The 23,628-nt window shown below is 36.9% G+C and carries 22 protein-coding genes; 9 read left to right on the top strand and 13 right to left on the bottom strand.

The features are described 5' to 3' along the window. A complete protein-coding gene (locus tag U9K52_RS11575) occupies positions 1 to 2,880 on the bottom strand; it encodes a carboxypeptidase-like regulatory domain-containing protein (protein ID WP_248389755.1) in 2,880 nt (959 codons plus the stop codon). A 250-nt stretch (positions 2,881 to 3,130) separates the two neighbouring features. Between U9K52_RS11575 and U9K52_RS11570 the strand changes: the two genes are divergently transcribed. Both U9K52_RS11570 and U9K52_RS11565 read left to right on the top strand, forming a co-directional pair. Beyond that, positions 3,131 to 4,321: a hypothetical protein gene (locus U9K52_RS11570; protein ID WP_322926601.1), complete on the top strand. Its 1,191-nt coding sequence runs from the start codon at positions 3,131 to 3,133 to the stop codon at positions 4,319 to 4,321. Positions 4,322 to 4,368: 47 nt separating this feature from the next. Beyond that, positions 4,369 to 4,791 carry a DUF6146 family protein gene (locus tag U9K52_RS11565; protein ID WP_248389748.1) on the top strand — a complete coding sequence of 141 codons (423 nt, stop codon included), beginning with the start codon at positions 4,369 to 4,371 and terminating at the stop codon, positions 4,789 to 4,791. A 50-nt stretch (positions 4,792 to 4,841) separates the two neighbouring features. Here the strand turns inward: U9K52_RS11565 and U9K52_RS11560 are convergent, their stop codons facing one another. Further along, entirely contained in the window at positions 4,842 to 5,438 is a 597-nt protein-coding gene (locus U9K52_RS11560; RefSeq protein WP_248389745.1) for a superoxide dismutase, read from the bottom strand. 217 nt (positions 5,439 to 5,655) lie between these two features. Beyond that, complete coding sequence (gene rho, locus U9K52_RS11555) at positions 5,656 to 7,479, bottom strand: transcription termination factor Rho (protein ID WP_322926598.1); 1,824 nt, start codon at positions 7,477 to 7,479, stop codon at positions 5,656 to 5,658. Positions 7,480 to 7,624: 145 nt separating this feature from the next. On the opposite strand from rho, the gene U9K52_RS11550 reads away from it, so the two are divergent. The 4 genes from U9K52_RS11550 (at position 7,625) to U9K52_RS11535 (ending at position 11,452) form a co-directional block, all read left to right on the top strand. Beyond that, positions 7,625 to 8,014, top strand: a complete 390-nt coding sequence (locus tag U9K52_RS11550; RefSeq protein ID WP_248389740.1) for a DUF4293 family protein — start codon at positions 7,625 to 7,627, stop codon at positions 8,012 to 8,014. 171 nt (positions 8,015 to 8,185) lie between these two features. Beyond that, entirely contained in the window at positions 8,186 to 9,106 is a 921-nt protein-coding gene (locus U9K52_RS11545; RefSeq protein WP_263601757.1) for a M28 family peptidase, read from the top strand. Between the two features lie 157 nt (positions 9,107 to 9,263). Beyond that, entirely contained in the window at positions 9,264 to 11,093 is a 1,830-nt protein-coding gene (locus U9K52_RS11540; protein WP_248389734.1) for an ABC transporter ATP-binding protein, read from the top strand. Positions 11,094 to 11,107: 14 nt separating this feature from the next. Next, a complete protein-coding gene (locus tag U9K52_RS11535) occupies positions 11,108 to 11,452 on the top strand; it encodes a DUF1801 domain-containing protein (protein ID WP_248389731.1) in 345 nt (114 codons plus the stop codon). 161 nt (positions 11,453 to 11,613) lie between these two features. On the opposite strand, the gene U9K52_RS11530 is transcribed toward U9K52_RS11535, so the two are convergent. The 6 genes from U9K52_RS11530 to rsfS all read right to left on the bottom strand — a co-directional run bounded on the left by U9K52_RS11530 (position 11,614) and on the right by rsfS (position 17,793). Further along, the gene (locus tag U9K52_RS11530; protein WP_263601758.1) at positions 11,614 to 12,942 is read right to left on the bottom strand and encodes a peptide-N-glycosidase F-related protein; all 1,329 of its coding nucleotides are present in this window, start codon (positions 12,940 to 12,942) and stop codon (positions 11,614 to 11,616) included. Between the two features lie 181 nt (positions 12,943 to 13,123). Then, entirely contained in the window at positions 13,124 to 13,777 is a 654-nt protein-coding gene (locus tag U9K52_RS11525; RefSeq protein WP_248389725.1) for a phosphatidylserine decarboxylase family protein, read from the bottom strand. A gap of 4 nt (positions 13,778 to 13,781) precedes the next feature. Continuing rightward, on the bottom strand, positions 13,782 to 14,654 hold the full coding sequence (locus U9K52_RS11520; protein ID WP_322926592.1) for a phosphatidate cytidylyltransferase: 873 nt from the start codon (positions 14,652 to 14,654) through the stop codon (positions 13,782 to 13,784). Between the two features lie 26 nt (positions 14,655 to 14,680). After that, positions 14,681 to 15,262, bottom strand: coding sequence for an LUD domain-containing protein (locus U9K52_RS11515; protein WP_322926590.1), 582 nt, complete (start codon positions 15,260 to 15,262; stop codon positions 14,681 to 14,683). 134 nt (positions 15,263 to 15,396) lie between these two features. After that, positions 15,397 to 17,409: an ATP-dependent zinc metalloprotease FtsH gene (gene ftsH, locus U9K52_RS11510; RefSeq protein ID WP_263601761.1), complete on the bottom strand. Its 2,013-nt coding sequence runs from the start codon at positions 17,407 to 17,409 to the stop codon at positions 15,397 to 15,399. 15 nt (positions 17,410 to 17,424) lie between these two features. Next, the gene (rsfS, locus tag U9K52_RS11505) at positions 17,425 to 17,793 is read right to left on the bottom strand and encodes a ribosome silencing factor (protein WP_029298073.1); all 369 of its coding nucleotides are present in this window, start codon (positions 17,791 to 17,793) and stop codon (positions 17,425 to 17,427) included. A gap of 86 nt (positions 17,794 to 17,879) precedes the next feature. Between rsfS and U9K52_RS11500 the strand changes: the two genes are divergently transcribed. After that, positions 17,880 to 18,596 (top strand): biotin--[acetyl-CoA-carboxylase] ligase, encoded by a 717-nt coding sequence (locus tag U9K52_RS11500; protein ID WP_322926589.1) that lies wholly within the window; start codon positions 17,880 to 17,882, stop codon positions 18,594 to 18,596. Here the strand turns inward: U9K52_RS11500 and U9K52_RS11495 are convergent. The 4 genes from U9K52_RS11495 to U9K52_RS11480 all read right to left on the bottom strand — a co-directional run bounded on the left by U9K52_RS11495 (position 18,590) and on the right by U9K52_RS11480 (position 22,113). After that, positions 18,590 to 19,699: an LptF/LptG family permease gene (locus U9K52_RS11495; RefSeq protein WP_263603842.1), complete on the bottom strand. Its 1,110-nt coding sequence runs from the start codon at positions 19,697 to 19,699 to the stop codon at positions 18,590 to 18,592. The genes U9K52_RS11500 and U9K52_RS11495 overlap by 7 nt on opposite strands. A 105-nt stretch (positions 19,700 to 19,804) precedes the next feature. After that, complete coding sequence (gene tgt, locus U9K52_RS11490; RefSeq protein WP_248389701.1) at positions 19,805 to 20,938, bottom strand: tRNA guanosine(34) transglycosylase Tgt; 1,134 nt, start codon at positions 20,936 to 20,938, stop codon at positions 19,805 to 19,807. 7 nt (positions 20,939 to 20,945) lie between these two features. After that, positions 20,946 to 21,323, bottom strand: coding sequence for a DUF4296 domain-containing protein (locus tag U9K52_RS11485; RefSeq protein WP_263601763.1), 378 nt, complete (start codon positions 21,321 to 21,323; stop codon positions 20,946 to 20,948). Between the two features lie 73 nt (positions 21,324 to 21,396). Then, a complete protein-coding gene (locus U9K52_RS11480; protein WP_248389697.1) occupies positions 21,397 to 22,113 on the bottom strand; it encodes a polyprenol monophosphomannose synthase in 717 nt (238 codons plus the stop codon). 175 nt (positions 22,114 to 22,288) lie between these two features. Here U9K52_RS11480 and U9K52_RS11475 point away from each other — a divergent pair, with 175 nt between their 5' ends. Together U9K52_RS11475 and U9K52_RS11470 are read left to right on the top strand one after the other, a co-directional pair. After that, complete coding sequence (locus U9K52_RS11475; RefSeq protein WP_323673793.1) at positions 22,289 to 22,858, top strand: DUF4271 domain-containing protein; 570 nt, start codon at positions 22,289 to 22,291, stop codon at positions 22,856 to 22,858. Positions 22,859 to 22,870: 12 nt separating this feature from the next. Continuing rightward, a complete protein-coding gene (locus U9K52_RS11470) occupies positions 22,871 to 23,611 on the top strand; it encodes a uroporphyrinogen-III synthase (protein WP_248394978.1) in 741 nt (246 codons plus the stop codon). The last annotated feature ends 17 nt before the right edge of the window (positions 23,612 to 23,628 follow it).

Genomic DNA, 23,628 nt, shown 5'->3' with positions numbered 1-23,628 from the left:
TTAGAATCTGAATTGTAAGTTAACAAAATAGGAACGTCCCTGATTGTACCAGTATTTTGGTCCGAAAGAAGGCGTCGGGCTAAGATAATCTGTGGCAAAATCAACAGCTTTAGTTTCTCTTGTCTGCTCAAAGCCTCCAGTGATGTATTTTTTATTATCTAAAATATTATTAACAGATGCTGTGATTAAAAGATAATACTTTCCGAAAACGAAAGATTTTCCGACATTGGCATTTAAGAAAAATGCGGAAGGAAGTTTTACCGGTTTCAGCAAATCTCTTACATCATCATTCGTAAGACCGAGATATGGAGTACTTGAATAAGCATTCTGAATAAAATTATTTGTTCTTAATGCCGGAGCCGGATCCAGGTAATTATCATCCAGATAATTCCAGTTGGCACCTACCCACCAATATTTCGGGCTATTATAACGGAAGCCTAAAGAGAAAGCCTGCTGAGGAGTACCTCCCTGCTTGTAGTTTTTAATGTAAGCTTTCCCGAATGAAGTAACACTGCTTCCAGAAGCATCGGAAACAAGATATACATCCGGATTGTTTCTGTATACAAACTGTCCGTAGCTGGCCAGACCCTGCAAGGATAATGTTGGTAATACTTTAACATCAACACCCAATTCGGCACCCATGTTTCTTTTCTCAACATTAGACATTACCTGCGTTACAAAAGCACTCTGAACCTGAGAAACGGTTCCGTCCGGATTCGTGTTATTCAGCTGAATACCATCAGCAAAAAATCGCTGTACATTCGTCTCATTTTGGGTATCAACCAAATAAGCTGTAGCTCTTACTTTCACAAAAGGTGTACTTACCACATAGCTTAAATCATTTGCCGTATACACCGTACTTCTGATGGTAGGATTTACCAGAGCATTAATTCTCGGATTAATAAACAAATCTTCAAGGAACGGCGCCTGATTGAACATTGCTCCGTTATACACCAGGAAGTTTCTACCATTGATTCGGTAAACAACCTGTCCTTTCAGACCAAAATTCCAGAAGTTATAATCTTTACTTTTCCCGTAAGAATTTTCATATAAATAATGTTTGAACAATCCTTCTCTGCTTGAAGAAGAGTAACCCGCCAACGCAGAAACGAAAACATCAAAATTCCCAGTTGAAAATTTCAGACCCGGATTTACTTTTGCTTCCTGTCTTCTGAGAATATAGTTGTACATCATACGATCTCCCACTTTTACTTCAACATTGGAGTCCAGGGTATTGTAGAATCCGGTAGATCCAGGTTTTGCGGTTTCTTTGAAAGGGTCTACATTGATCGCATAATCTCCGCCCAAAAGATCTTTCATTTCACGGTAAAGCTCAGATCGGTAATTCTGATAAGAAACGTTTAAAATAAACTTGGTACGATCATTAAAATTATAAGTATAATGCGTTCCTGCATTAAATATTTTATCGTCGCTTACATCATCAACCAGATATATTTTCGAGCGTTTTCCGTTTAATCCGTAAAGTCGGGACATTTCAGCCTGATCTACAACATCAGTCTTCATATTGTTTCTGTAAATTCTGTCCCAGTTAATCTGCGTAACTTCCGGATCTCCGTTTGCCCAGCTGTTTAAGCTCGTATTATATCCATCAATTAAAGATGTAAATTGAGCGGGTGTGAATTGCGGATTATTTGTTGCGTTATAAATAATGCTGTTGAGATAATAACTCGGTAAATTCCTGTAGTACGTAGGAGACGGATTGGTTACACCATTCCAGTCTAAGCGGGAACCTCTGTCTTTACCAAGCTGATAAGAAACAGTAGTCCAGAGATTTGAGTTTTTATTGATCTTCCAGAAATCCTGTACCTGAAAGATCGGCTGGAAGCCTTTTCTTACTCTTTCACTTCTCTTTTCTCCATCCTGCCATCCCCAGTAAGAATTGTAGTGCACACCTCTGTAGTCATACACTTCCTGAGTACTCGGGCTAGCGGTAGATCTTCTGTATGGAGAACCGATGAAATTGAAAGTCATCGTATGTTTATCACTGAATCTTTTTTCAACACCAAGATAGGTTCCGTAGGCATCATAGAACGTTCCTTCCTGAATTCCTTCTTCAGCCCATCTTCTTGCGCCCATCAAAGTGAACGCCCAACCGCTCTTGCTCATTCCTGAGCTGTATCGCAGGGAAGTTCTGTTTCTGTAGTTTCTGTTGGTTAACGATTGAGTAAACTGAAACCCTTTTCTGTATTCACTGGCTTTCGTATTTTTATAAATAACCCCACTATTGCCACCGAATGCATATTCTGACGGAGAATGGTTGGTTGCGATTTCGGGATATCGGGTGATTTCATTAAGTCCGCCCCAGTTACTGAAGTCCACATTACCATTATCTGATTTTACCATGGACACGCCATTCATCATTGTTTCACCTGTTCTGCCATCAATACCTCTCGGACGGAACCAGTAAAACCCTAAATCAAACGCCGCAATCCTGTTGAATACATCCTGTGAAGACTGCAGCAAGCCTACTGTGGAAACCTGATTGCTGTTTTCATCGCTCTCGTCATCACTGTCAATGATTGCTAAACCCTGATCCGCGTTTGTTAGCGTAGAATAAAGGGTAATTACTCCTAAATCCTTTTTCTTCTCATTGTCCATTACATCAAACTCCATTACTTTGGTTTCATAATTCGGTTTGGTAATTACAATCTGGTAATGTCCCGGCATAATGTCTACAAACTGGAAATATCCTATTTTGTCCGCCGTTACATCATTGTCCTTCCCTTTTAGATCTACTTCTGCCCTTTCAACAGGCTTTCCATCAGCATCTTTCAGATACGCAGAAACAGTGGTCTGCGCAAAATAATATGAAGCTGGAAGCAGAGTAAATAAAGAGACTAATGATAGTTTTTTAATCATGAGTATATTTATTTTTAAATACTTTTCTTGTTAATTCTCAACAGTTTAAAAGTTGGGGAGGCAAATTTAGTCAAAATTTATAATCTACAATGTTTTTCAGGTTATTTTTTCTTAACATTGCAAACTTTTAAGAATCATTATAAGTAAAAATGCAACCTTCACATTTTAAATTTACAAATATTTAAAATGCCATCAATTAAAAAAAAGTAAATTTGCAGATTAAATTAATATTAATAATAACTCTAAGATAATGAAGAGATTTTCGAGTTTCCTGGCCATCTTTCTATCAGTGATGGCATTCTCTCAGCAACAGGGAAAACTGAGAAAGGTAGCAACAGTAGGATTTCTGAATGTAGAAAACCTTTGGGACACTATACGTTCGGCAGATTATATCGACGGAACAAAAGACATCAAGAATCCGGCGTTCCACAGAAGTATTCCGATGGATTCCATCAAATTTTTAGAAGCCGAAAAATATGACGGCGTATGGAGTGACGGTGCATTAGCGGGTAAAAAAGCAGTAAGATACCAAAGCGGCTCTGAAGAATTTACGCCACAAAGCCCCAAAAATTACAACACCAAAATTTATAAGGCAAAACTTGCCAACGAAGCAAAGGTGATCTCAGAAATGGGTGCTCAATATACAAAGACTGCTCCCGCGGTAGTCGGACTTATTGAGGTTGAAAACAGGCAGGTGATTGAAGATCTTATAAAAGAACCAGCCTTAAAGAAATACGATTACGGCATCATCCATTATAATTCCTATGATTACAGAGGAATCGACGTCGCGCTTATTTATCAGAAGAGAAGATTTACGCCCACCAATTCATTGAAAAAAGAATTGAAAATCTTCGGTGACAACGGAAAAAGGGAATATACAAGAGATATCCTTGTGGTTACCGGTTTCCTTGATAACGAAAAGGTGGCATTTTTCATGAACCACTGGCCTTCCAGAAGGGGAGGCGAAGCAGCTTCACTTCCTAAAAGGAATGCCGCAGCAGCTTTATTAAAACAGCAAATGGACAGTGTAAGAGCTGCGGATCCATCTACAAAACTTTTTGCGATGGGTGACTTTAACGATGATCCGGTAAGTTCAAGCCTAAAGAATTATCTGAAAGCTCAGCCAAGCCCGAAAGATCTTAGTGAAAACACACCGTATCTTAATTTAATGTATCCTTTGTACAAAAAAGGAGTTGCTTCTTTGGCTTATCAGGATGCTCCCAATTTATTTGACCAGATTATTGTTTCTAAAAATGTAATCTCAGATCAGGTGACAAAAGAATATTCGGTTTATAAAGCAGAAATTTTCGCGCCTCCTTATCTGGTGAACAAAGAAGGAAACTATAAAGGATATCCCTTCAGGTCCTGGAATGGCGATCAGTTTACAGGAGGATACAGTGACCACTTTCCGGCATTTGTAGTTCTCCAGAAAGAACCATAAACCTATAGCACTTATTTCGAGTGCTTTTTTTATGTACCTTTATCTGTATGAAAAATTTAGTATTCCTAATAATCATTATTCTTTTACCATTCAATTGTCTGGCTCAGGATAAGTCTAAAAAAGATAAAGAGAAATCCGAAATGAAACCATCTAAAAACGATGATGGCGAATGGGATCTCACAGTAATTGACACCCAGTTTGATTATTTCATGAGTGCCGTTGCAAAACCTATCAGTCAATATTCTGAATCTTACCTCAAAACGAAGAACACAATTTTAGTAAACGAATGGAATTCTTATTATTTTTCAGGCCGATACAGAAATATTATAGAATCTTCTATAGATTATGATCCTAAGGAAAATTACGGGATAAAATTTGAATATAAATTATATCAGGTTTTTGCATATGTTAATTGGAAATATGGATTGAGGATGAGCGGACTCTCAGGAAGTGATACTACTAGATATTAAAAAAGGTTCAGAATTGCTCTGAACCTTTTCTTTTTTATGAATAGTTTTAATTATTTGTTGAATAATTCCTCCACTTTATCCCAGTTTACTACATCGAAAAATGCAGCTACATAGTCTGGTCTTCTGTTCTGATAGTTTAAGTAATAAGCATGCTCCCAAACATCAAGACCTAACACCGGAGTTCCTTTTACATCCGCAACAGGCATTAAAGGATTATCCTGGTTTGGGGTTGAGGTTACAGAAACAGAACCGTCAGCATTTTTTACTAACCAAGCCCATCCTGAACCGAATCTTGTTTTAGCAGCATCAGAGAAATCAGTTTTAAATTTCTCAAAACCACCATATGTTTCAATAGCAGCTTTTACATTTCCTACCGGTTCTTTGCTTCCTCCCGGCGTTAAAATTTCCCAGAATAAAGTATGATTGAAATGTCCTCCTCCGTTATTTCTTACAGCCGGCTTATCAGTTCCTGTCTGGCAGATTTCTTCGATTGATTTTCCTTCAAGATCAGTTCCTTTAATTGCATTATTCAGATTATCGATATATGCCTGATGATGCTTGGTATGGTGGATTTCCATTGTTTTTGCATCAATTGTCGGCTCCAATGCGTCGTAAGCATATCCTAGTTTTGGTAATTCAAATGACATAATTTTATTTTTAATGTTATTAACCCAAATTTAACCATAAATAAGCCTACATTCAAAAAACAGGCATTACTTTAATAAATCTTTAACATTGATATATTGATTAGAAATGAATTGCAATAGTAAAAAGTTAGAAGTTAGAAGTTTAATAAAATGATTAAAAACAAAAAAGCACGAATCAAGTGATCCGTGCTTCTATTTAACAAAATAAATTAATTTATTATTTATTCATGGACATCAGGAATTCTTCATTATTAAGAGTTCCTTTGATATTTTTATCAACAAATTCCATCGCTTCTATAGGATTCATTTCAGAAAGATACTTTCTTAAAATCCACATTCTCTGCGAGGTTACCTCATCAAGAAGTAAATCATCTCTACGGGTGCTTGATGCTACAAGATCAATAGCAGGATAAATTCTTCTGTTGGCAATTTTTCTGTCCAGCTGAAGTTCCATATTTCCTGTTCCTTTGAATTCTTCAAAGATCACTTCATCCATTTTAGACCCTGTATCAATAAGTGCCGTTGCAATAATCGTTAAAGATCCTCCGCCTTCAATTTTTCTTGCAGCTCCGAAAAATCTTTTCGGTCTGTGAAGCGCATTGGCATCCACCCCTCCGGAAAGCACTTTTCCTGAAGCCGGTGTTACCGTATTGTATGCTCTTGCCAATCTTGTAATGGAATCTAACAGAATCACAACATCATGACCACATTCTACCATTCTCTGAGCTTTTGCCAGAACAAGGTTGGCAACTTTCACGTGCTTTTCTGCCGCTTCATCAAAGGTTGAAGCAATAACTTCCGCATTGACACTTCTTTCCATATCGGTTACCTCTTCAGGCCTTTCGTCAATAAGAAGTACCATCATGTAAACTTCAGGATGGTTTGCCGCAATAGAGTTGGCGATATCTTTCAGAAGCATTGTTTTACCGGTCTTCGGCTGGGCAACAATCATGGCTCTTTGTCCTTTCCCGATAGGCGCAAACAAATCGACAACTCTTGTAGAAATTGTAGATCCTTTTCCTGCCAGATTAAATTTTTCTTCCGGGAAAAGCGGAGTTAAATATTCAAAAGCAACACGGTCTTTAATGAACGCCAAATCACGTCCGTTAACTTCCGTTGGTCTTAATAAAGAAAAATATTTTTCGCCTTCTTTAGGTAATCTTACGATGCCTTTTACAGTATCTCCTGTTTTTAATCCGAAATTCCTGATCTGGGCAGTAGAAACATACACATCATCCGGCGAAGAAATATAGCTAAAATCTGATGAACGAAGGAAGCCGTAATTATCCGGTAAAATTTCCAGTACCCCTTCAATACTTACCATACCATCGAAACTGAACTCCTTTTTTTGTTCCGGGTGTTCATCATTTCTTTCAGAATGCTGTTGCTGCTGTTGCTTATTCTGATTATGGTTTTGATTATGGTTCTGGTTTTGGTTTTTATTCTGATTTCCGTTATTGTGCGGATTGTTGTTGTGTTGTCCTTTTTGGGATCTGGCCTGAGTTTGAGGGTTGTTTGGCCTTTCTTCTGCCGGAGCAGGTTCTGGAGATTCTGTGTTTTTGTGGGCTTCCGGTTTTTCCTGTGGTGTTTCTGTAACAGGTGCATTTGGTGTGGAAACTCTTTTCCTTTTTTTCTTTGCAGCCGGTGCTGAAGTATCTTCTGTTATTTCTGCCGGTTCTGCTTTTGCCTCTTCCTGGATAGGCTCCTGTAAAGGTTTCTCTTCTGTTTCTGTTTTTTCTTCAGCCTTTGGGGCTTCTTCGGCTTTAGCCTCTGTTTTAGGCTTGGCTGCTGTTTTTTTCGGAGCAGCTTTTCTGGCAGGAGCTTTAGCAGGTTTTTCCGTGGCTTTCTCTTCAGCAGTTATACTGCTTTCTGTGGCGTTGAAATATTCTTTTGCCACTTTGGGATTCGATGCCTGAAAGTCAAGAATTGCAAAGATTTTGTCATTGTCAGTGCTGTTTCTTGCAACTTTAACGCCCAAATCCTTTAAGATTTTAGTCAGCTCCGTTACGGATTTTGACCTTAACGTTTCAATGTTAAACATATTTAATGTAAAAAATGTAATTAATTGTGAGTAAGAAAAGTAAGTCCGGTGACTTTGGTTTTCAAGTACATTTGTATAATGCAAATCTACACTTATTTTTGAATTGTGCAAAATTTATGCTATTTTTGCAAGCAATTTAATTATAATGATACAAAGGATACAGACAATATGGACATTCCTGGCAGTTTTAGCCGCTGTGTTCCTGTTCATTACAGGTCAGGATGTAATCATTTCAGAGAGTCTGCCTGTGCTGGATACAGCGTGTGTAGTCCTTGTTTTGACTGGATTATTAAGTGTATTCAGTTATAAAAACAGAAAAAGACAAATTTTGCTGAATAACATCAGCATCATTATAAACGCTTTGTTGGTTGGTGTATTGATTTACTGGTTACTCAACTTATCCGGAGGAATTCAGTTTCCTGAGAAGGGTATTGAGCCAATATTTCCATTAATTGCGATTATATGTTTGTTTATTGCAAACCTATATATCAAAAAAGATGAAAGGCTCGTAAAATCTGTAGACAGACTTCGATAACCGTACAACGATTTTTTGAGTGAGAACAGCTTCTTTTACAGGAGCTGTTTTTTTTTATTTAATTGTCCCTTGTACACAGATTTATTTTTTCGGCTTTTCAATGCAAATAATGCATAGTGATGTGCAACATTTTTATTTAAATTGCGACAGATTATCTATAAATTGTATTACATGAAAAAACTCACTTACCTTACCTTTTCACTTTTCTCGGTATTTTCGTTCGCTCAGGAAGTTTCTAAAGAAAGGATTCAGACCGTCCTTTCAACGCTGGCTTCAGACGAAATGAAAGGACGCGAAATCGGAACCCAGGAAAATGAAAATGCAGCCAATTATATTGCAAAGCTTTTTAAAGAAAACAATCTGGAGTACTGCACGGGAAATTCTTACCTTGTACCTTTCAACTACAAAGGCAAAACGGTGTATAATGTTTGCGGGATTAAAAAAGGTAAAACAGATAAATATTTAGGCTTTTCCGGACACTTTGATCACATCGGAACCAGTAATAATTCCAAAGACAATATTTATAACGGAGCCGATGATGATGCTAGCGGAATCACAACACTTGTAGGAATTGCAGACTATTTTAAGAATAAAGACCCGAAATTCTCCATGGTTTTCATGGCCTTTAACGGTGAAGAGAAAGGAATGCTGGGATCAAAAGCTATTTCAACCGATAAAAATCTGGATAAAATTTATAATAACCTGACAGCTCTTTTCAATTTTGAAATGGTGGCAACAGAATCCGCATTCGGGAAAAATGCACTTTTCATGACCGGTGATGAATTTTCTGATCTGGATGAGCTTTTCAATGAAAACGCTGCAAACGGCCTCAAAATTAATCCGGATCCTTACGCTGCACAGCAGCTGTTTTACCGTTCGGATAATGTAAGTTTTGTGAAAAAGAAGATCATTGCCCATTCTTTTTCCACTGTGGATATGACAAAAGCCAGCCATTACCACAACGAAAGCGACGATATCAGTGTTGTAGATTTTGATAACCTCACTGAGATCATCAATAATTTGGGAAAAACGCTTGAAAAATTATCCCCAGACAATTTCAGTCCGAAATACAATAATTCTGTACGGTTTTAATCTTTCAGAAGCCACAGAGAAATCTGTGGTTTTTTATTTTTCATAAAATATTTGTAACAAAACCAGAGCCAGCAAAACATATTAGAGAAAGTAAAAGGTCTTTAAAAACGTCTTATCATTTAAATTTCCTTATTTTTGTAAATTAATCTAAAATTTAATGAGTTATTATAAACGAGCGATAGATAACATACTTCCCTATAAAAAATCAATTGCAGCCGGAATTTTCTTTAATATTTTATACGCACTGTTCAATATTATTGCCATGCTTTTCTTCATGCCGGTGCTGAATATCCTTTTTGATAAAGAAACAGAAAAGATTAACAGACAACCTACTTATGAAGGAATTTCAAAGGCAGGAACATTTTTAAAAGAAAGCTTCAATTACCAGATCCAGCAGGTGCAGATTGAGAAAGGACCGGAATACATCCTTCTTATAACTTGTATTCTGTTTATCACCATGTTTTTCCTGAGAAATATTTTCAGTTACCTATCGGAGTTTTACCTCACATTTTCACGAACCGGAGTTTCCAGAGATTTCAGAATAAAACTGCATGATAAAATTTTAGATTTACCGGTATCGTTTTTTACAAATTCCAGAAAAGGCGATGTCTTTGCCAGGATAACTTCTGATGTAAGTGAAGTAGAAGGCAATATTCTGAACAGTTTAATTGACCTTATCCGTTCTCCTATCGTAATCATCATTACCATGGGGTATCTTTTGTATTCTAATTTTGAGCTTACTATTTTTACACTTGTGGTTTTCCCGATTATGGGGACGCTAATTTCAATGATTGGAAAAAGCCTGAAAAAAGATACCGGAGAAGCCCAAAACGAATTGGGAAAAATGTATTCTTTTGTTGATGAGACACTGGTAGGACTGAAGATTATTAAAATCTTTGATGCTTCACCACAGATTAAGAAAAGATTTGATGACGTTCTCAATAATATAAGAAGACTCTCCTTAAAACTTTTTAAAAAGAAAGCGCTCGCTTCGCCGGTGAGTGAACTTCTGGGTGCTATTACTATTGGGATGATCGTTTACTTCGGAGGAAGGCTTGCCATTCAGGGAAAAGGCTTATCCGGAAGTGAATTCATTACTTACATTGCTTTATTTTACACGATTCTTCAACCTTTGAAAGCTTTATCTTCAGCGATCTCCAATATTCAGAAAGGAGAAGTTTCTGCCAAAAGAATTTTTGAAATTCTGGATGCGGACTATCATATCAAAGAACTGAATCACGCTAAAGAAATTAAAGATTTTGAAAGAAATGTAGAATTCAGAAATATTACATTCGGATATGAAGACCGTGAAGTCCTAAAGGATTTTTCATTATCCATTCCGAAAGGTAAAACGATAGCGTTGGTAGGACAGAGCGGCAGTGGAAAAAGTACACTGGCAAATCTGATAACCCGTTTCTATGATGTTAATGAAGGTGAAGTTCTTATCGACGGAGAAAACATCATCAATATAAAATTATCCAGTTACAGAAAATTATTCGGGCTTGTAACACAGGACAATATATTATTCAACGATTCTATACGCAACAATATTTCTCTGGGTAAGCCTGATGCTACTCTAGAGGAAATTCAGGCGGCAGCAAAAATTGCCAATGCCCATGATTTTATCATGGATCTTCCCAAGCAATACGACACCAGCATTGGTGAAGCGGGAGGAAAACTTTCAGGAGGACAGAAACAGAGGATTTCTATTGCCCGGGCGGTACTGAAAAATCCACCGATTATGATTCTTGATGAAGCAACTTCCGCGCTGGATACAGAATCTGAAAGATTTGTGCAGGATGCTCTGGAAAAAATGATGCAAAACAGGACTTCTCTTGTCATTGCCCACCGTCTTTCAACTATTCAGAAAGCCGACTGGATTGTAGTGATGGAAAAAGGAAAGATTATAGAACAAGGCACACACCATGATCTTATCGCAAAGAAAGGAATGTATAACAAGCTGGTGGAGCTGCAAAACTTCGATTAAATTTAATTTCAATAATGAATCCCATACAAGAGTATTTCTACAGACTGGAAGAGCCTGCAAGAAGTACTCTTCTTTTTTTACGCGAAAAAATCCTGAAATCCGACACGGAAAATATCACCGAAACGTTCAGCTTCGGATTGCCTTTTTTCAAATACAGGAAGAAAATGCTGTGTTATTTTAATTTCAGCAAAAAACATAAGAAATATTATATCAGCTTTTACCACGGCGACAGGATTGATCATCCGGAACTTCTTCAGGAAGGCAGAAAGAAATTCAAAATACTGTTAATTGATCCGACAGAAGATTTATCCCTTGAATTAATTTTAAGTTTGATTGATAAGGTTAAAAAGGTTTATTAATTACATTAAGCTTGTTTTCAGAAAATGGTTTCTGTACATTTTTAAATTTTGAACTGATGATAATTAAAGTGAACTTCCATTAATAAAAAGATCCCAACGTTTTAGAACATCGGGATTTTTATAATATTTTAAATACTTAATTTATATATCGAAGTTGATCTTTATTTTTTTATTATTTTATGCTTAAACTGAAGTCCGCCTTCAAGAGTAATATCCAAAATATAAACTCCAGCAGGATAATCTGAAAGATCTACTTTTGAATCTCTTACCTCATTTAATTTTCTTGCTTCTGCAGAATAAACAGCAATACTATTTATCTTTTTATCTGAACGGATATTCACAAAATCCGCTGTTGGATTTGGAAAGACAGAGACATCAAGCATAGAAACATCCTTTACAGATAATTGCTGGCTATTGCTCTGCATATACATTGAAAGGACGATTCTTCCATCCTGCCCATAAAAAATAGCTGTGGGTACTTCGTATTTTATTGTATGATTTCCTGCAGATAAAGAACCTGCGGTAAAGCTCCTGATAGGCACAGCATCACCCGGACACCAGTTATTCCAGGAAGTCCACCATGAATCAGGCTTTGGGCTGGCCCCGTAAATTCCGTTTCCCTGGGTATTATACATCCGGTAAGGCTCACATGAGGTTCCTCCGGGAGTAAAGGTCAAAACCTGACTATTGTCAAGGGATATAAAGTTTTGCCTTCTTACATATTCTTCTCCGTTGGTATTCGCTCCGTGAGGGGTTGAAACAATAAAAAATTTAGCATTGCTAACGCTTTGTGTAAGATTAAAATTAATAAGCCTCACTGTTTCACCCGGCTGGTCCGTATTATTATAATTATTGAGTTCATTAGAGTCTAAAAGCGGCAGTAAGCTATTGAATGTTGCTGTAACAGAAGGATCATTATAAGTAATAAAGCTAAGGGTTCCCGTAAATACATCATTTCTTCCGGCACAACCTGCAACCTGAGTATTTGCTGCATAAGGCACCCCGAAAACATCCAGTTCTATCCAAATATCATACGCATTCCGTATTGCCATATTACTGAAAACAGAATAAAGGTTATCTACCTGAAAAGAATAAGGAACTTCTGTTGGAGAAAGATTTTTGTTCATGAAAGGAGTAATATATCTTCCTATTTCTAATCTTTTTACAGAAGTATCGTTTAATGTATAAGAATTCTGACCTTTCGGAACCATTGCCAGATGAACACCCCCGATTCTGTCATAATTATCGCAAAGCGCTCCGATAGTTACGTTCATCTGAATTTTATTCTGAAAAGAATTGAGCTCTGCATCTGTTAATTTTTTTGCATATCTGAAATTAGAAAGCTTGATAGTATTTGGTGGTACCACCACAAAAACATTGGATGCGTACCCGTCATAAAATACAATTTGAGAAAATACATCCACCGATGTCTGGGCTGCAATTTTGCAAAGTCCTGTAAAAATTATTAAAGAAAGTAAATATTTTTTCATGAATATTAAATTATTCACCAAAAATACAAATTTAACTACCTCGAAATACCACAAAGTATCAAATAAGTATCAAAATAATTACTATAATATTATATTGATATAAATCTGCTAATGACTTTAATGATATTAATAAAGAAGACCGCTCCATCAGAAGCGGCCTTACCGTATTTTTAATAATTAATTAGTCTTTCATTCTTGCAATTACATCCAATCCTCCTTTTGTAATGTCGCCGATCTTACAGATAATCTCAGTATCCAGAGGAAGAAAAACATCCATCCGCGACCCAAATTTAATAAAGCCGAACTCGTGGCCTGCTTTCGCCTCATCCCCTTCATTGCAATAGAAAACAATTCTTCTGGCTACATATCCCGCAATCTGACGGAAGACTACCTGATGATTGGTAAGGCTCTCCACCGCGACGGTAGTTCTTTCGTTTTCCGTAGAAGACTTCTCATGCCATGCTACAAGATATTTTCCGGGGTGATATTTTTTGTAAATTACTTTTCCTGAAACCGGATATCTGCAGATATGAACATTAAGCGGAGACATAAATATAGAAACCTGAATTGCTTTTCCTTTTATAAATTCATCTTCTTCCACTTCTTTTATCATTACTACCTTTCCGTCTACCGGGGCAATTACATTTTCCCTATGATCAAGGATATCACGGTTTGGCACCCTGAAGAACCAGAATACAAGACTGTAAATAACCAATAAAGGCAGAATGATCACCAGTGACCACATTTCAAGGAAATAAATGGCCAATGCACTCAAAATGATAAACAATAAGGAGGCAACGGTGATTGTTCCTTTCGATTCTCTGTGTAATTTCATGAGATTAAATAAATTTTTCTAATATAAAGTACAAATATACGACAGGAACGCAGATTAAAAAACTATCAAGCCGATCTAATACTCCACCATGTCCCGGAATGATGTTTCCGCTGTCTTTAACACCAAAATTTCTTTTCAGCTGGCTTTCCACAAGATCTCCTACAGGAGCGAATGCGGCCACCAGAAATCCTACTACCATCCAGTTTCCACGAAGATCAGAATGATAATATTCGATAAAATAAGATAATACCAAAGTAAGCACAACACCACCGATATATCCTTCCCAGGTTTTTTTAGGAGAAATTTTAGGTGCCATTTTATGTTTGCCAAAGAATTTCCCTGTTAAATAAGCAAAAGTATCACTGCTCCATATTAAAACAAAAAGGAAAAAAACTTCCAGTGTGAATCTATCATCAAATCTTGAAAATTTAGGAAGGCCTAATGCAAAACTGAATGGCAAAGCTACATAAATAACCGCAAAAATAAGTTTTCCGCTGTCATAATATAATTCATTAGGATATTTGAATAAAGTGACCACAGCGATGACTATTAAAAGCAGAGCCAGAATTTCACTGAACCTGAAATCAAAATAAAAATCAAAGCTGAAATATCTTTTAGAAAAAATATAAAAAATAAAGATGATCAGTGGAAGAACCACCCATCTTTCGTACCCTTTGCCAAATTTCAGGATTTTAAAGCATTCCCATGAGCTTGCTCCTAAAAGAAACGTAATCAGTCCGTAGTAAAGATATTCCTGTTTAATAAGATCGGGACTTATATTATTGATGAGCTTTGCTCCAAAAGGAGTTGTACAAAGAATGATGATTGCTACATAAACAATTCCTGACAGGGTTCTTTGAATAAGGTTTTTGTCCAAAATTTTAAAAATTTATACGTTGATGCCTAATCTTCAAGCAACAATAAAAAAAGTTTGGTGTTGCTGTTGGAAGAAGTATCCAGTTTCGACTGTGCTCCGCTGATAGAAGTAAGGTTTTTGATATTCCCGTTTCTTTTGATTTTCCCCATCGCGTCATTGAGGTTATTCACAATCTGTGAAACGTTAGCCATTACAATAATCTTGTTGGGCAGTCTTGAAGAGTGGTAATGCAAAATATTATTATGGGAAAGCATAATTCTCCCGTCGTAGGCAATAAGATATTCACAGGTGATAAAACTTGCGTCATTATTACCCTGAAGTTCTTCAGTGTAAGGAGTTTTTACAACATTTAAAAAATTCTGGAGATCTTTATCCCAGCAGAAAACATTGCTGATTCCCTCTATTTTGATAATCTGGTGTAGTGTTTTTAATGCCTCTGCTTCATCCGCACAGTAATTGAAAAATCCTCCTGAATGAGTAAACAATTGGGCAAATTTATAGTCAAGATCCGCATTTTTAAGCGAATCTCCGAGCTTTTCCAGACTTGGCTTTTCTTCTTCTTCAGACTGGTTGGTAAGTTTGCTTACAAGCCTCTTGAATAAATTCAATTTAATTTATTTTTTTAGACACTTATACAAAAATATAAAATTATCATATAGAAATCTAAAAACGTGCCGATAAATATGAAAAAACCTGACAAATCGGAGACTGTCAGGTTTTTCTAATCTATTTCAAAAGATTTTTAGATTTGTGTAGGACTTTCAGGTGCCTGAATTTCACTATCTTCCTCTTTATCTTTAATGATAATTTCTTCATTCGGCTGCTGTGAGGCAGGAATCGTATTGGTAACCGGTTTTTCCGTTAATTCCGGGTCCCAAGCCCTTTTTCCGAATACTTCTTCAAGATCTTCTCGGAAAATTACTTCTTTTTCCAGAAGTTTATTGGCAAGCGCATCGAGCTTATCCTTATTTTCAGTCAGAATCTGAACGGCACGGTCATACTGAGTTTCAATAATGCCTTTGATCTCTATATCGATTTTTTTTGCTGTTTCCTCAGAATATGGTTTTCCGAAATTATATTCAGACTGGCCTGAACTGTCATAATAAGATATATTACCGATATTCGGGCTTAATCCGTAGATCGTAACCATTGCCTGTGCTCTTTTCGTAACACTTTCCAAATCAGAAAGAGCTCCTGTCGAAATATTGTTAAAGATTACCTGCTCTGCAGCTCTTCCCCCTAAAGTAGCACACATTTCGTCGAGCATTTGCTCAGTAGTCGTCAGCTGTCTTTCTTCCGGAAGATACCATGCTGCTCCTAAAGAACGTCCTCTCGGAACAATCGTTACCTTTAAAAGAGGTGAAGCGTGTTCTACCAACCATGAAATGGTAGCATGTCCTGCTTCATGATAAGCCACTCTTTTCTTTTCAGAAGGTTTAATCGCTTTATTTTTCTTTTCAAGACCACCGATAATACGGTCTACCGCATCAAGGAAATCCTGTTTTGTAACTGAAGTATGGTTGTTTCTTGCCGCAATTAATGCCGCCTCATTACATACATTGGCAATATCTGCTCCGCTGAAACCAGGGGTTTGTTTTGCTAAAAACTCTCGGTCTACATTATCATCAAGCTTGATTTTCTTCAAATGCACATCAAAGATCTGTCTTCTTTCATGCAATTCAGGAAGATCAACATAGATGGAGCGATCGAAACGCCCTGCTCTCATCAATGCCTTATCAAGAATATCCGCTCTATTGGTTGCAGCCATTACGATGACGTTGGTATCTGTTCCGAAACCATCCATTTCCGTAAGAAGCTGGTTTAATGTATTTTCTCTTTCATCATTTCCGCCTGAGAAGTTGTTTTTCCCTCTGGCACGACCAATCGCATCAATCTCGTCGATAAAAATAATTGCCGGTGATTTAGCTTTAGCCTGAGCAAATAAATCTCTTACTCTGGAAGCTCCTACTCCCACAAACATTTCCACGAAATCAGAACCTGAAAGTGAGAAGAAAGGAACCTTAGCTTCCCCTGCCACTGCTTTTGCCAATAGCGTTTTACCGGTTCCCGGAGGCCCTACCAAAAGTACTCCTTTAGGAATTTTACCTCCCAGTTTCGTATATTTTTCTGAATTTTTAAGGAAATCCACTACTTCCTGTACTTCTTCTTTCGCCCCTTCTAATCCTGCAACATCTTTGAAAGTCACCTGAATTCTTTCTTTCTCATCAAAAAGTTTTGCTTTGGATTTACCGATGGAGAAAATCTGTCCTCCGGGGCCGCCTCCGCTTCCCATTCTTCTGAAAAGAAGGAAATAAAATAATCCTAAAATAGCGATCCAGATTAATGCCTGAATCAGAATACTCATCAACGGGCTTTCACCTTCTGCATAATCTTTAGATGTGGTAATCTGAGGATTCTGTTGTTTTAAAGCATCGAATTTTTCAAGAAATAATCTCAGGTCTCCATATTTAAGCGTGTAATCTGCTTTTGGTGCCATCGAGAGGCTTGAAAAAGGGTTTGCTTTATCGTCTTTTTTTACGGTAGCTGTCTTGGCAGCCTGTGTTAAAAACACGTCAGCCTTCTGGGCTTGTTTATCTATTAAAACTCTCTGGATTTTTCCTGCCTGCATTTCTTTAAAGAAACCATCTTCGTCGATTGTCTTTGCTCCGCTGTCACCCATGGAATTAACCACAAAGAACAGCACGAGTGCTACAATCATGATAGGAAAAAACCAGTTAAATCCTTTATTGTTCATTGATACTTTTTAAAATTAAAATTCATTTTCGATTCTGGTAATGACAGCGTCACCCCAAAGCTCCTCTATATCGTAATACTCACGTACCTGTTTCTGGAAAATATGGACAACTACTGAAACATAGTCTACCAGCACCCACATTGCATTTTCAGTCCCTTCTACATGCCAAGGTCTTTCTTTAAGCTCGTTTCTCACTTTCTTTTCAACACTACCTGCGAGTGCGGCTACCTGCGTGTTTGAGTTTCCGCTGCATATCACAAAGGTCTCTGCGACAGAGTTTTCAATGTTTGAAAGATCGAAGATCATGATATCTTCTCCTTTTACATCCTGAATTGCCTCAACGATTTTATCTAATAATTCTTGTTTTTCTGCTGTTTTATTCATTAAAAAATACTATAATCTGCAAATTTATTGTTTTTCTTTCACTTTAGCCTTACTTTTAGCCCCCGAAAGTCTTAAAGTTTTCTTAAATGAGTCAACTCTTCTATTTAAAAGAATGCTCTTCTACTAATGACGAAATTTCCAAGTTTTTACTTTATGAAAATTCTGATTTTGTTGCGCTTCACACTTTTAACCAAACCCGGGGCAGGGGTCAATACGGAAATACATGGTCATCAGCCGCTGAAAAAAATTTAGCCTATACTCTAGCGATAAAGGCGGAAAATTTTTCGTTGTCCGGTTTCATGTTCAATTATTATACCGCAATTCTTATTCATGATTTCCTGGCCAATTTGACTGGAAATACCGTAAAAATAAAATGGCCTAATGACATCATCCTTAAAAATAAAAAAATCGTCGGAATTCTGATTGAAAAGAAAAAAATTAATCAAAATAATTATTTTATCGTTGGCGCAGGCTTTAATATCCTTCAGGAAAAATTTGATGAAATATCAATTGCAGGCTCTATTTTAACACAAACAGGACAATATTTCAATCTAAATGACTTCACGCAAGCTCTTCATGATTTTCTCGTTGAAAACTTTAATAAATTCCCCTCTGAAGATGAAATAATGAGCCGTTTCAACAACAGTCTGTTCAGAAAAGATGAGATTTCTGTATTTGAACTTAACGAAAAGAGACAAAATGGCATTATTAAAAATGCTGACAGAAATGGAAATCTATGGATTGACCTGGAGAATGATGGTTTACATTCATTTTATCACAAAGAAATAAAACTGCTTTACTGATTGGCTCTTTTCAGGTATAAGTATAGGGCAAGAGGAGAAAAAACAATGTTCGGAAACCACATCGCAAGAACCGGAGACATACTTTTATTCTCTGAAACCACTTTCAGGGCTTCAAATGAGAATACAAATACAAAGGCGAGCGAGATCCCTACCGCCAAGTTGATTCCTAATCCTCCACGTTTTTTTTGTGAAGAAAGCGAAAGCGCCAGAAAGGTAAGTATTACAATAGAAACAGGCATAGAAGTTCTCTGGTAAAGCTCATTCAGGTGGGCATTCAGATTGCTGTTTCCTTTTTCGGTTTCTCTTTGAATGAACTTGAGAAGTTCCGGGGTTGTTTTATTTTGTCCTAACAATTCATTAGGAAAGAGCTCTTCGGGATCATGACCGAAACTTTTCTTTATATCAAATCCATTTGACAGTTTTTCGGTGTCATCTTTATTGATGGTTTTTTCTGTATAAGAATTCAGTACAAAAACTTTTTTATCCTTATCCCAGGAAGCATCCGAAGCTTTAAGTTCGTACACCATCTTTCGGTTTTTATCGAACTTCTGGTAAATAAATCCAGATCCTCTTTTCTCCCGCTTATTCCAGGAATTGATAAAAATATATTCCGTTTTGCTGAGCTGTGCGGAAACCGGAGCTGTCCCCAACACTTTCTCTTTATTGGCAGCATTATACGTATACGCTTCGAGCTGATTTTTCTGAATATTTGCCCAGGGCAATACAAAATGGTTAATTCCTAAAGAAATTACAGCGATAAAAAGTGAAGTAAGCAAATAAGGCCTTGCAAACCTGTGGAAACTTGCCCCACTACTGATAATAGCAACAATTTCCGTGTTGTTTGCCATTCTGGACGTAAAATAGATCACTGAAATAAATACCAGAATAGAAAGAAATGTCATCACAAGATTAACAATCCAGAACGGATAAAAATGAACCAGAAAATAGGTAAGGTTTAATTTCGGATCAATAGCGGTAGCGTTTTCAATTCTGGGAATTTTCTGCTGAACATCAATCACCAGAACAACTACAGACAGCAATATCAGCATGAAACTGAAGGTTCCAAGGTACTTTCTTACAATATATCTGTCTATAATTTTCAGCATTATTTTATTTTTTAATGCGTTATAAATTGGTTTTATGTTTGATAGGATTTGCATCCTAATTTAGGTCGTCCCTTCGGGACTTCTATTTTGATATTTTTAAATTTACAATCGTTGACGAAGAACCGGAACAACCGAATTTTTCCATTCATAAAAATCTCCCGCTAAGATATGTTCTCTAGCAACTTTCACCAAATCCAGATAAAAAGCTAAGTTATGAATAGATGCAATCTGTTTGGCAAGATATTCTTTAGAAACAAACAAATGCCTTACATATGCTTTTGAATATTCTCTGTCTACGAAACTTGTTCCAAACTCATCCAGCGGCGAAAAGTCTTTTTTCCACTTTTCATTTTTCATATTCATTACCCCTTTCCATGTGAAAAGCATGGCATTTCTTGCGTTTCTTGTAGGCATCACGCAATCCATCATATCGATTCCCAGGCCGATTGATTCCAGGATATTCCATGGAGTTCCTACTCCCATAAGGTATCTTGGCTTTTCTTTTGGTAAAATATCGGTAACCTCATCGGTAATCCTGTACATTTCTTCTTCAGGCTCACCTACGGAAAGTCCGCCAATGGCATTTCCTTCAGCACCTGCTTCTGCGATTACCTGTGCGGATATTTTCCTTAAATCAGAATAGGTTGATCCCTGAACGATCGGAAACAACCTTTGTTTGTGTCCGTATAATTCGGGATTATTTTCTGTCCAGTCAATACATCTTTTCAGCCATCGGTGTGTAAGCTCCATGGATGATTTGGCCTGGTTGTATTCGCATGGATACGCAACACATTCATCAAAGGCCATAAAAATATCAGCACCGATCTGTCTTTGAATTTCCATGGATTTTTCCGGCGAAAACATGTGGTAACTTCCGTCGATGTGAGATTTGAATCTTGCGCCTTCTTCAGACATCTTTCTGCTGCTTGCCAATGAAAACACCTGAAAGCCCCCGGAATCCGTTAAGATCGGAAGATCCCAGTTCATGAATTGATGAAGACCTCCTGCTTCCTGCATGGTGTCCATTCCCGGACGAAGGTATAAATGATAAGTGTTTCCCAGAATAATCTGGGCTTTGATATCTTCTTTTAATTCTCTCTGGTGAACTGTTTTCACACTTGCTACCGTTCCAACAGGCATAAAAATCGGGGTTTGGATCTTACCGTGATCTGTAGTAAGCTCTCCGGCTCTTGCCTTTCCCTGAGAGGTTTTTTCTATGGTAAAAAACTTTTGCATTTTATAATTATCTTGATAAAAGAGGAAGATTTTCAGTATTCCCGGTCTTACTCATTTTATCCTTTACATATTTTCCCGCCTTCGGATCTTTTTTCAACAATATTTCCTGCGCATCTTCAACAATCCCGTTCATTTTCTCCTTCACCACATAATATTTAAAGCTTTCAATATAATCCGCTGAGTTTACATGATGGGTTTTGAGAACATATCTTGTTCCTGCCTCAAGATTTGAATTCGGATACATGAAAGTTGCCTGATCGTTGATGGCCAGATCTGCCATAATTTCAGCCATTTTATCCTGTGAAACAAGATTTTTTGGCTTATCAATATAATCTCCGCATGAGAATAAAGATATCAGTACGAAGAAGAAGATCAATTTTTTCATCAGTTAATTTTTATCTGTTTTGATGAAACTCTGCAGACACCTATTCTGAGCGAATATTTATACCGCATCATTTTCATAATCTGTTGATGATTGATTTCCATTTTAAATTTAAAACTCCAAAAACCGCCTCATGAATGATTCCGCCATTCATTTTGCTTTCTCCCAGGATCCTGTTGGTAAAAATAATAGGTACTTCTACAATTTTGAATCCTTTTTTAAAAGTTCGGAATTTCATTTCGATCTGAAACCCATATCCTTTTAATCTCACATTATCCAATCCGATTTCTTCCAATACGTTTCTTGAAAAACAGACAAAACCTGCTGTTGTATCATGAATAGGAAGTCCCAAAACAAATCGCACGTATTTTGAAGCAAAATAGGAAAGCAAAACCCTTCCCATTGGCCAGTTCACAACATTTACCCCTTTAGAATATCTTGATCCGATGGCCATATCAGCATTCAGACACGCCTCATAAAGCTTCGGAAGATCAGCCGGGTTGTGGGAAAAATCTGCATCCATCTCAAAAATATAATCGTATTTATTTTCAATGGCCCATTTAAACCCGTGAATATATGCCTTTCCTAATCCGTCTTTCACTCTTCTTACTGATAAATGCAAAAAGTGGGGATGTGTTTTCTGCAATTCTTTTACCTGCTCTGCGGTGCCATCGGGAGACGAATCATCTACTACCAGAATATGAAAGTCATCTTCCAATGCAAAAACTGCGGAAATAATATTTTCAATATTTTCCTTTTCGTTATAGGTGGGAATGATGACGAGCTTTTTCATTTCAGTTTGCAAAGATAGTTTATTTAACCTTTTTATTTTATACAAAATAATCTATAATTTTGCAAAAAAATACCCTTTGCCGTTATCACAACATTTTACAAATCACATAAGAATACCTGAGAACAACGATTGGGTGATCTTTATATTGTTGGGCTGCATCTTTTTGTACCTTTTTATGATGAATATCATTGAGAGGGGAGCCAATTTAAAAGACTTTCTGCTACAGAAATATTTTGATGCGAGTAACAATCTTCCGAGCTGGGCGATCACTTCCTGCGTTACCGCTCTTACTTTATCCGTACTGATTTCGCAGTATATTCCTACTGTCCCAAAGTATATTGCCGATCTTCAGGTCTTGGGATATCAGCTGAACAAATTCGGATTCTGTTTACTTGCAGTGATCTTTTTTTATATGATTAAATCCGGTTTGGGATTTTTATTTTTTCAGAGTACGGGTGACGGAAAAAAGTGGACTGTTTTTTATTTTACCGCGACAAAATTTTATTTTATACTGTCTTTCATCCTTATTGTTTTATGTGTAACTCACTATTATTTCCCGCTGGACAGAAATAAAATGTTTTTGTATTACTTCTACTTTTTTTCTTTTGTATTCATTTTCAAGGTTTTTTTCTATTTATTTCATAAGAATAACATCTTACCTGAAAAATGGTATTATAAATTTTTGTATATTTGCACCCTCCAAATTGCACCTCTTTTGTTGCTTTGGAAATTATTATTTTTTTAATAACTGTCAATGATGAGAATAAAGTCAATATTGGTTTCTCAACCAGCGCCAAGTGAGTCGTCTCCGTACCTGGATATTGCAAAGAAGGAAAAGATAAAAATAGATTTCCGCCCTTTCATCCACGTAGAAGGAGTTGACAATAAAGAATTGAGAACACAGAAGATCGATCTTACGCAATATACCGGAATTATTTTCACGAGTAAAAATGCGATTGATCATTACTTCAGATTAGCAGAAGAGCTGCGTTTTGCGGTTCCTGACACGATGAGATACATCTGCCAGTCTGAAGCAATTGCCAATTATCTTCAGAAACATATTGTGTACAGAAAAAGAAAGATCAGCTTCGGAGAAAAGAATTTTTCGGATCTTCTTCCTTTATTCAAAAAATTCCCGACAGAGAAATACCTTTTGCCATCTTCTGATGTATTGAGCCCTGATATTGTGAAAACAATGGAAGCCTCCAATGTAGACTGGAAAAGAGCCATCATGTACAGAACGGTTTGCAGCGATCTTACCGATATCAATGTAAAAGATTACGACATGCTGATATTCTTCAGTCCGCAGGGTATTAAATCATTACAGCAGAATTTCCCGGACTTCAAACAGGAAGAAACAAAAATTGGCGTTTTCGGAACCACAACGTTGGCTGCTGCTGAAGAAGCAGGGCTGAAAGTAGATCTTATGGCGCCTACAAAGGAAACTCCGTCTATGACAATGGCTCTGGAAAAGTTTATCAAATCGCTTCACAAGTAAGTTTTACGATAAAATAT

It is taken from the genome of Chryseobacterium sp. MHB01 (genome assembly GCF_034651565.1).
Classification (GTDB): domain Bacteria; phylum Bacteroidota; class Bacteroidia; order Flavobacteriales; family Weeksellaceae; genus Chryseobacterium; species Chryseobacterium nepalense.
Note: the sequence above shows the minus strand (reverse complement) of the source record. Positions and strands in the feature narration are given on the sequence as shown.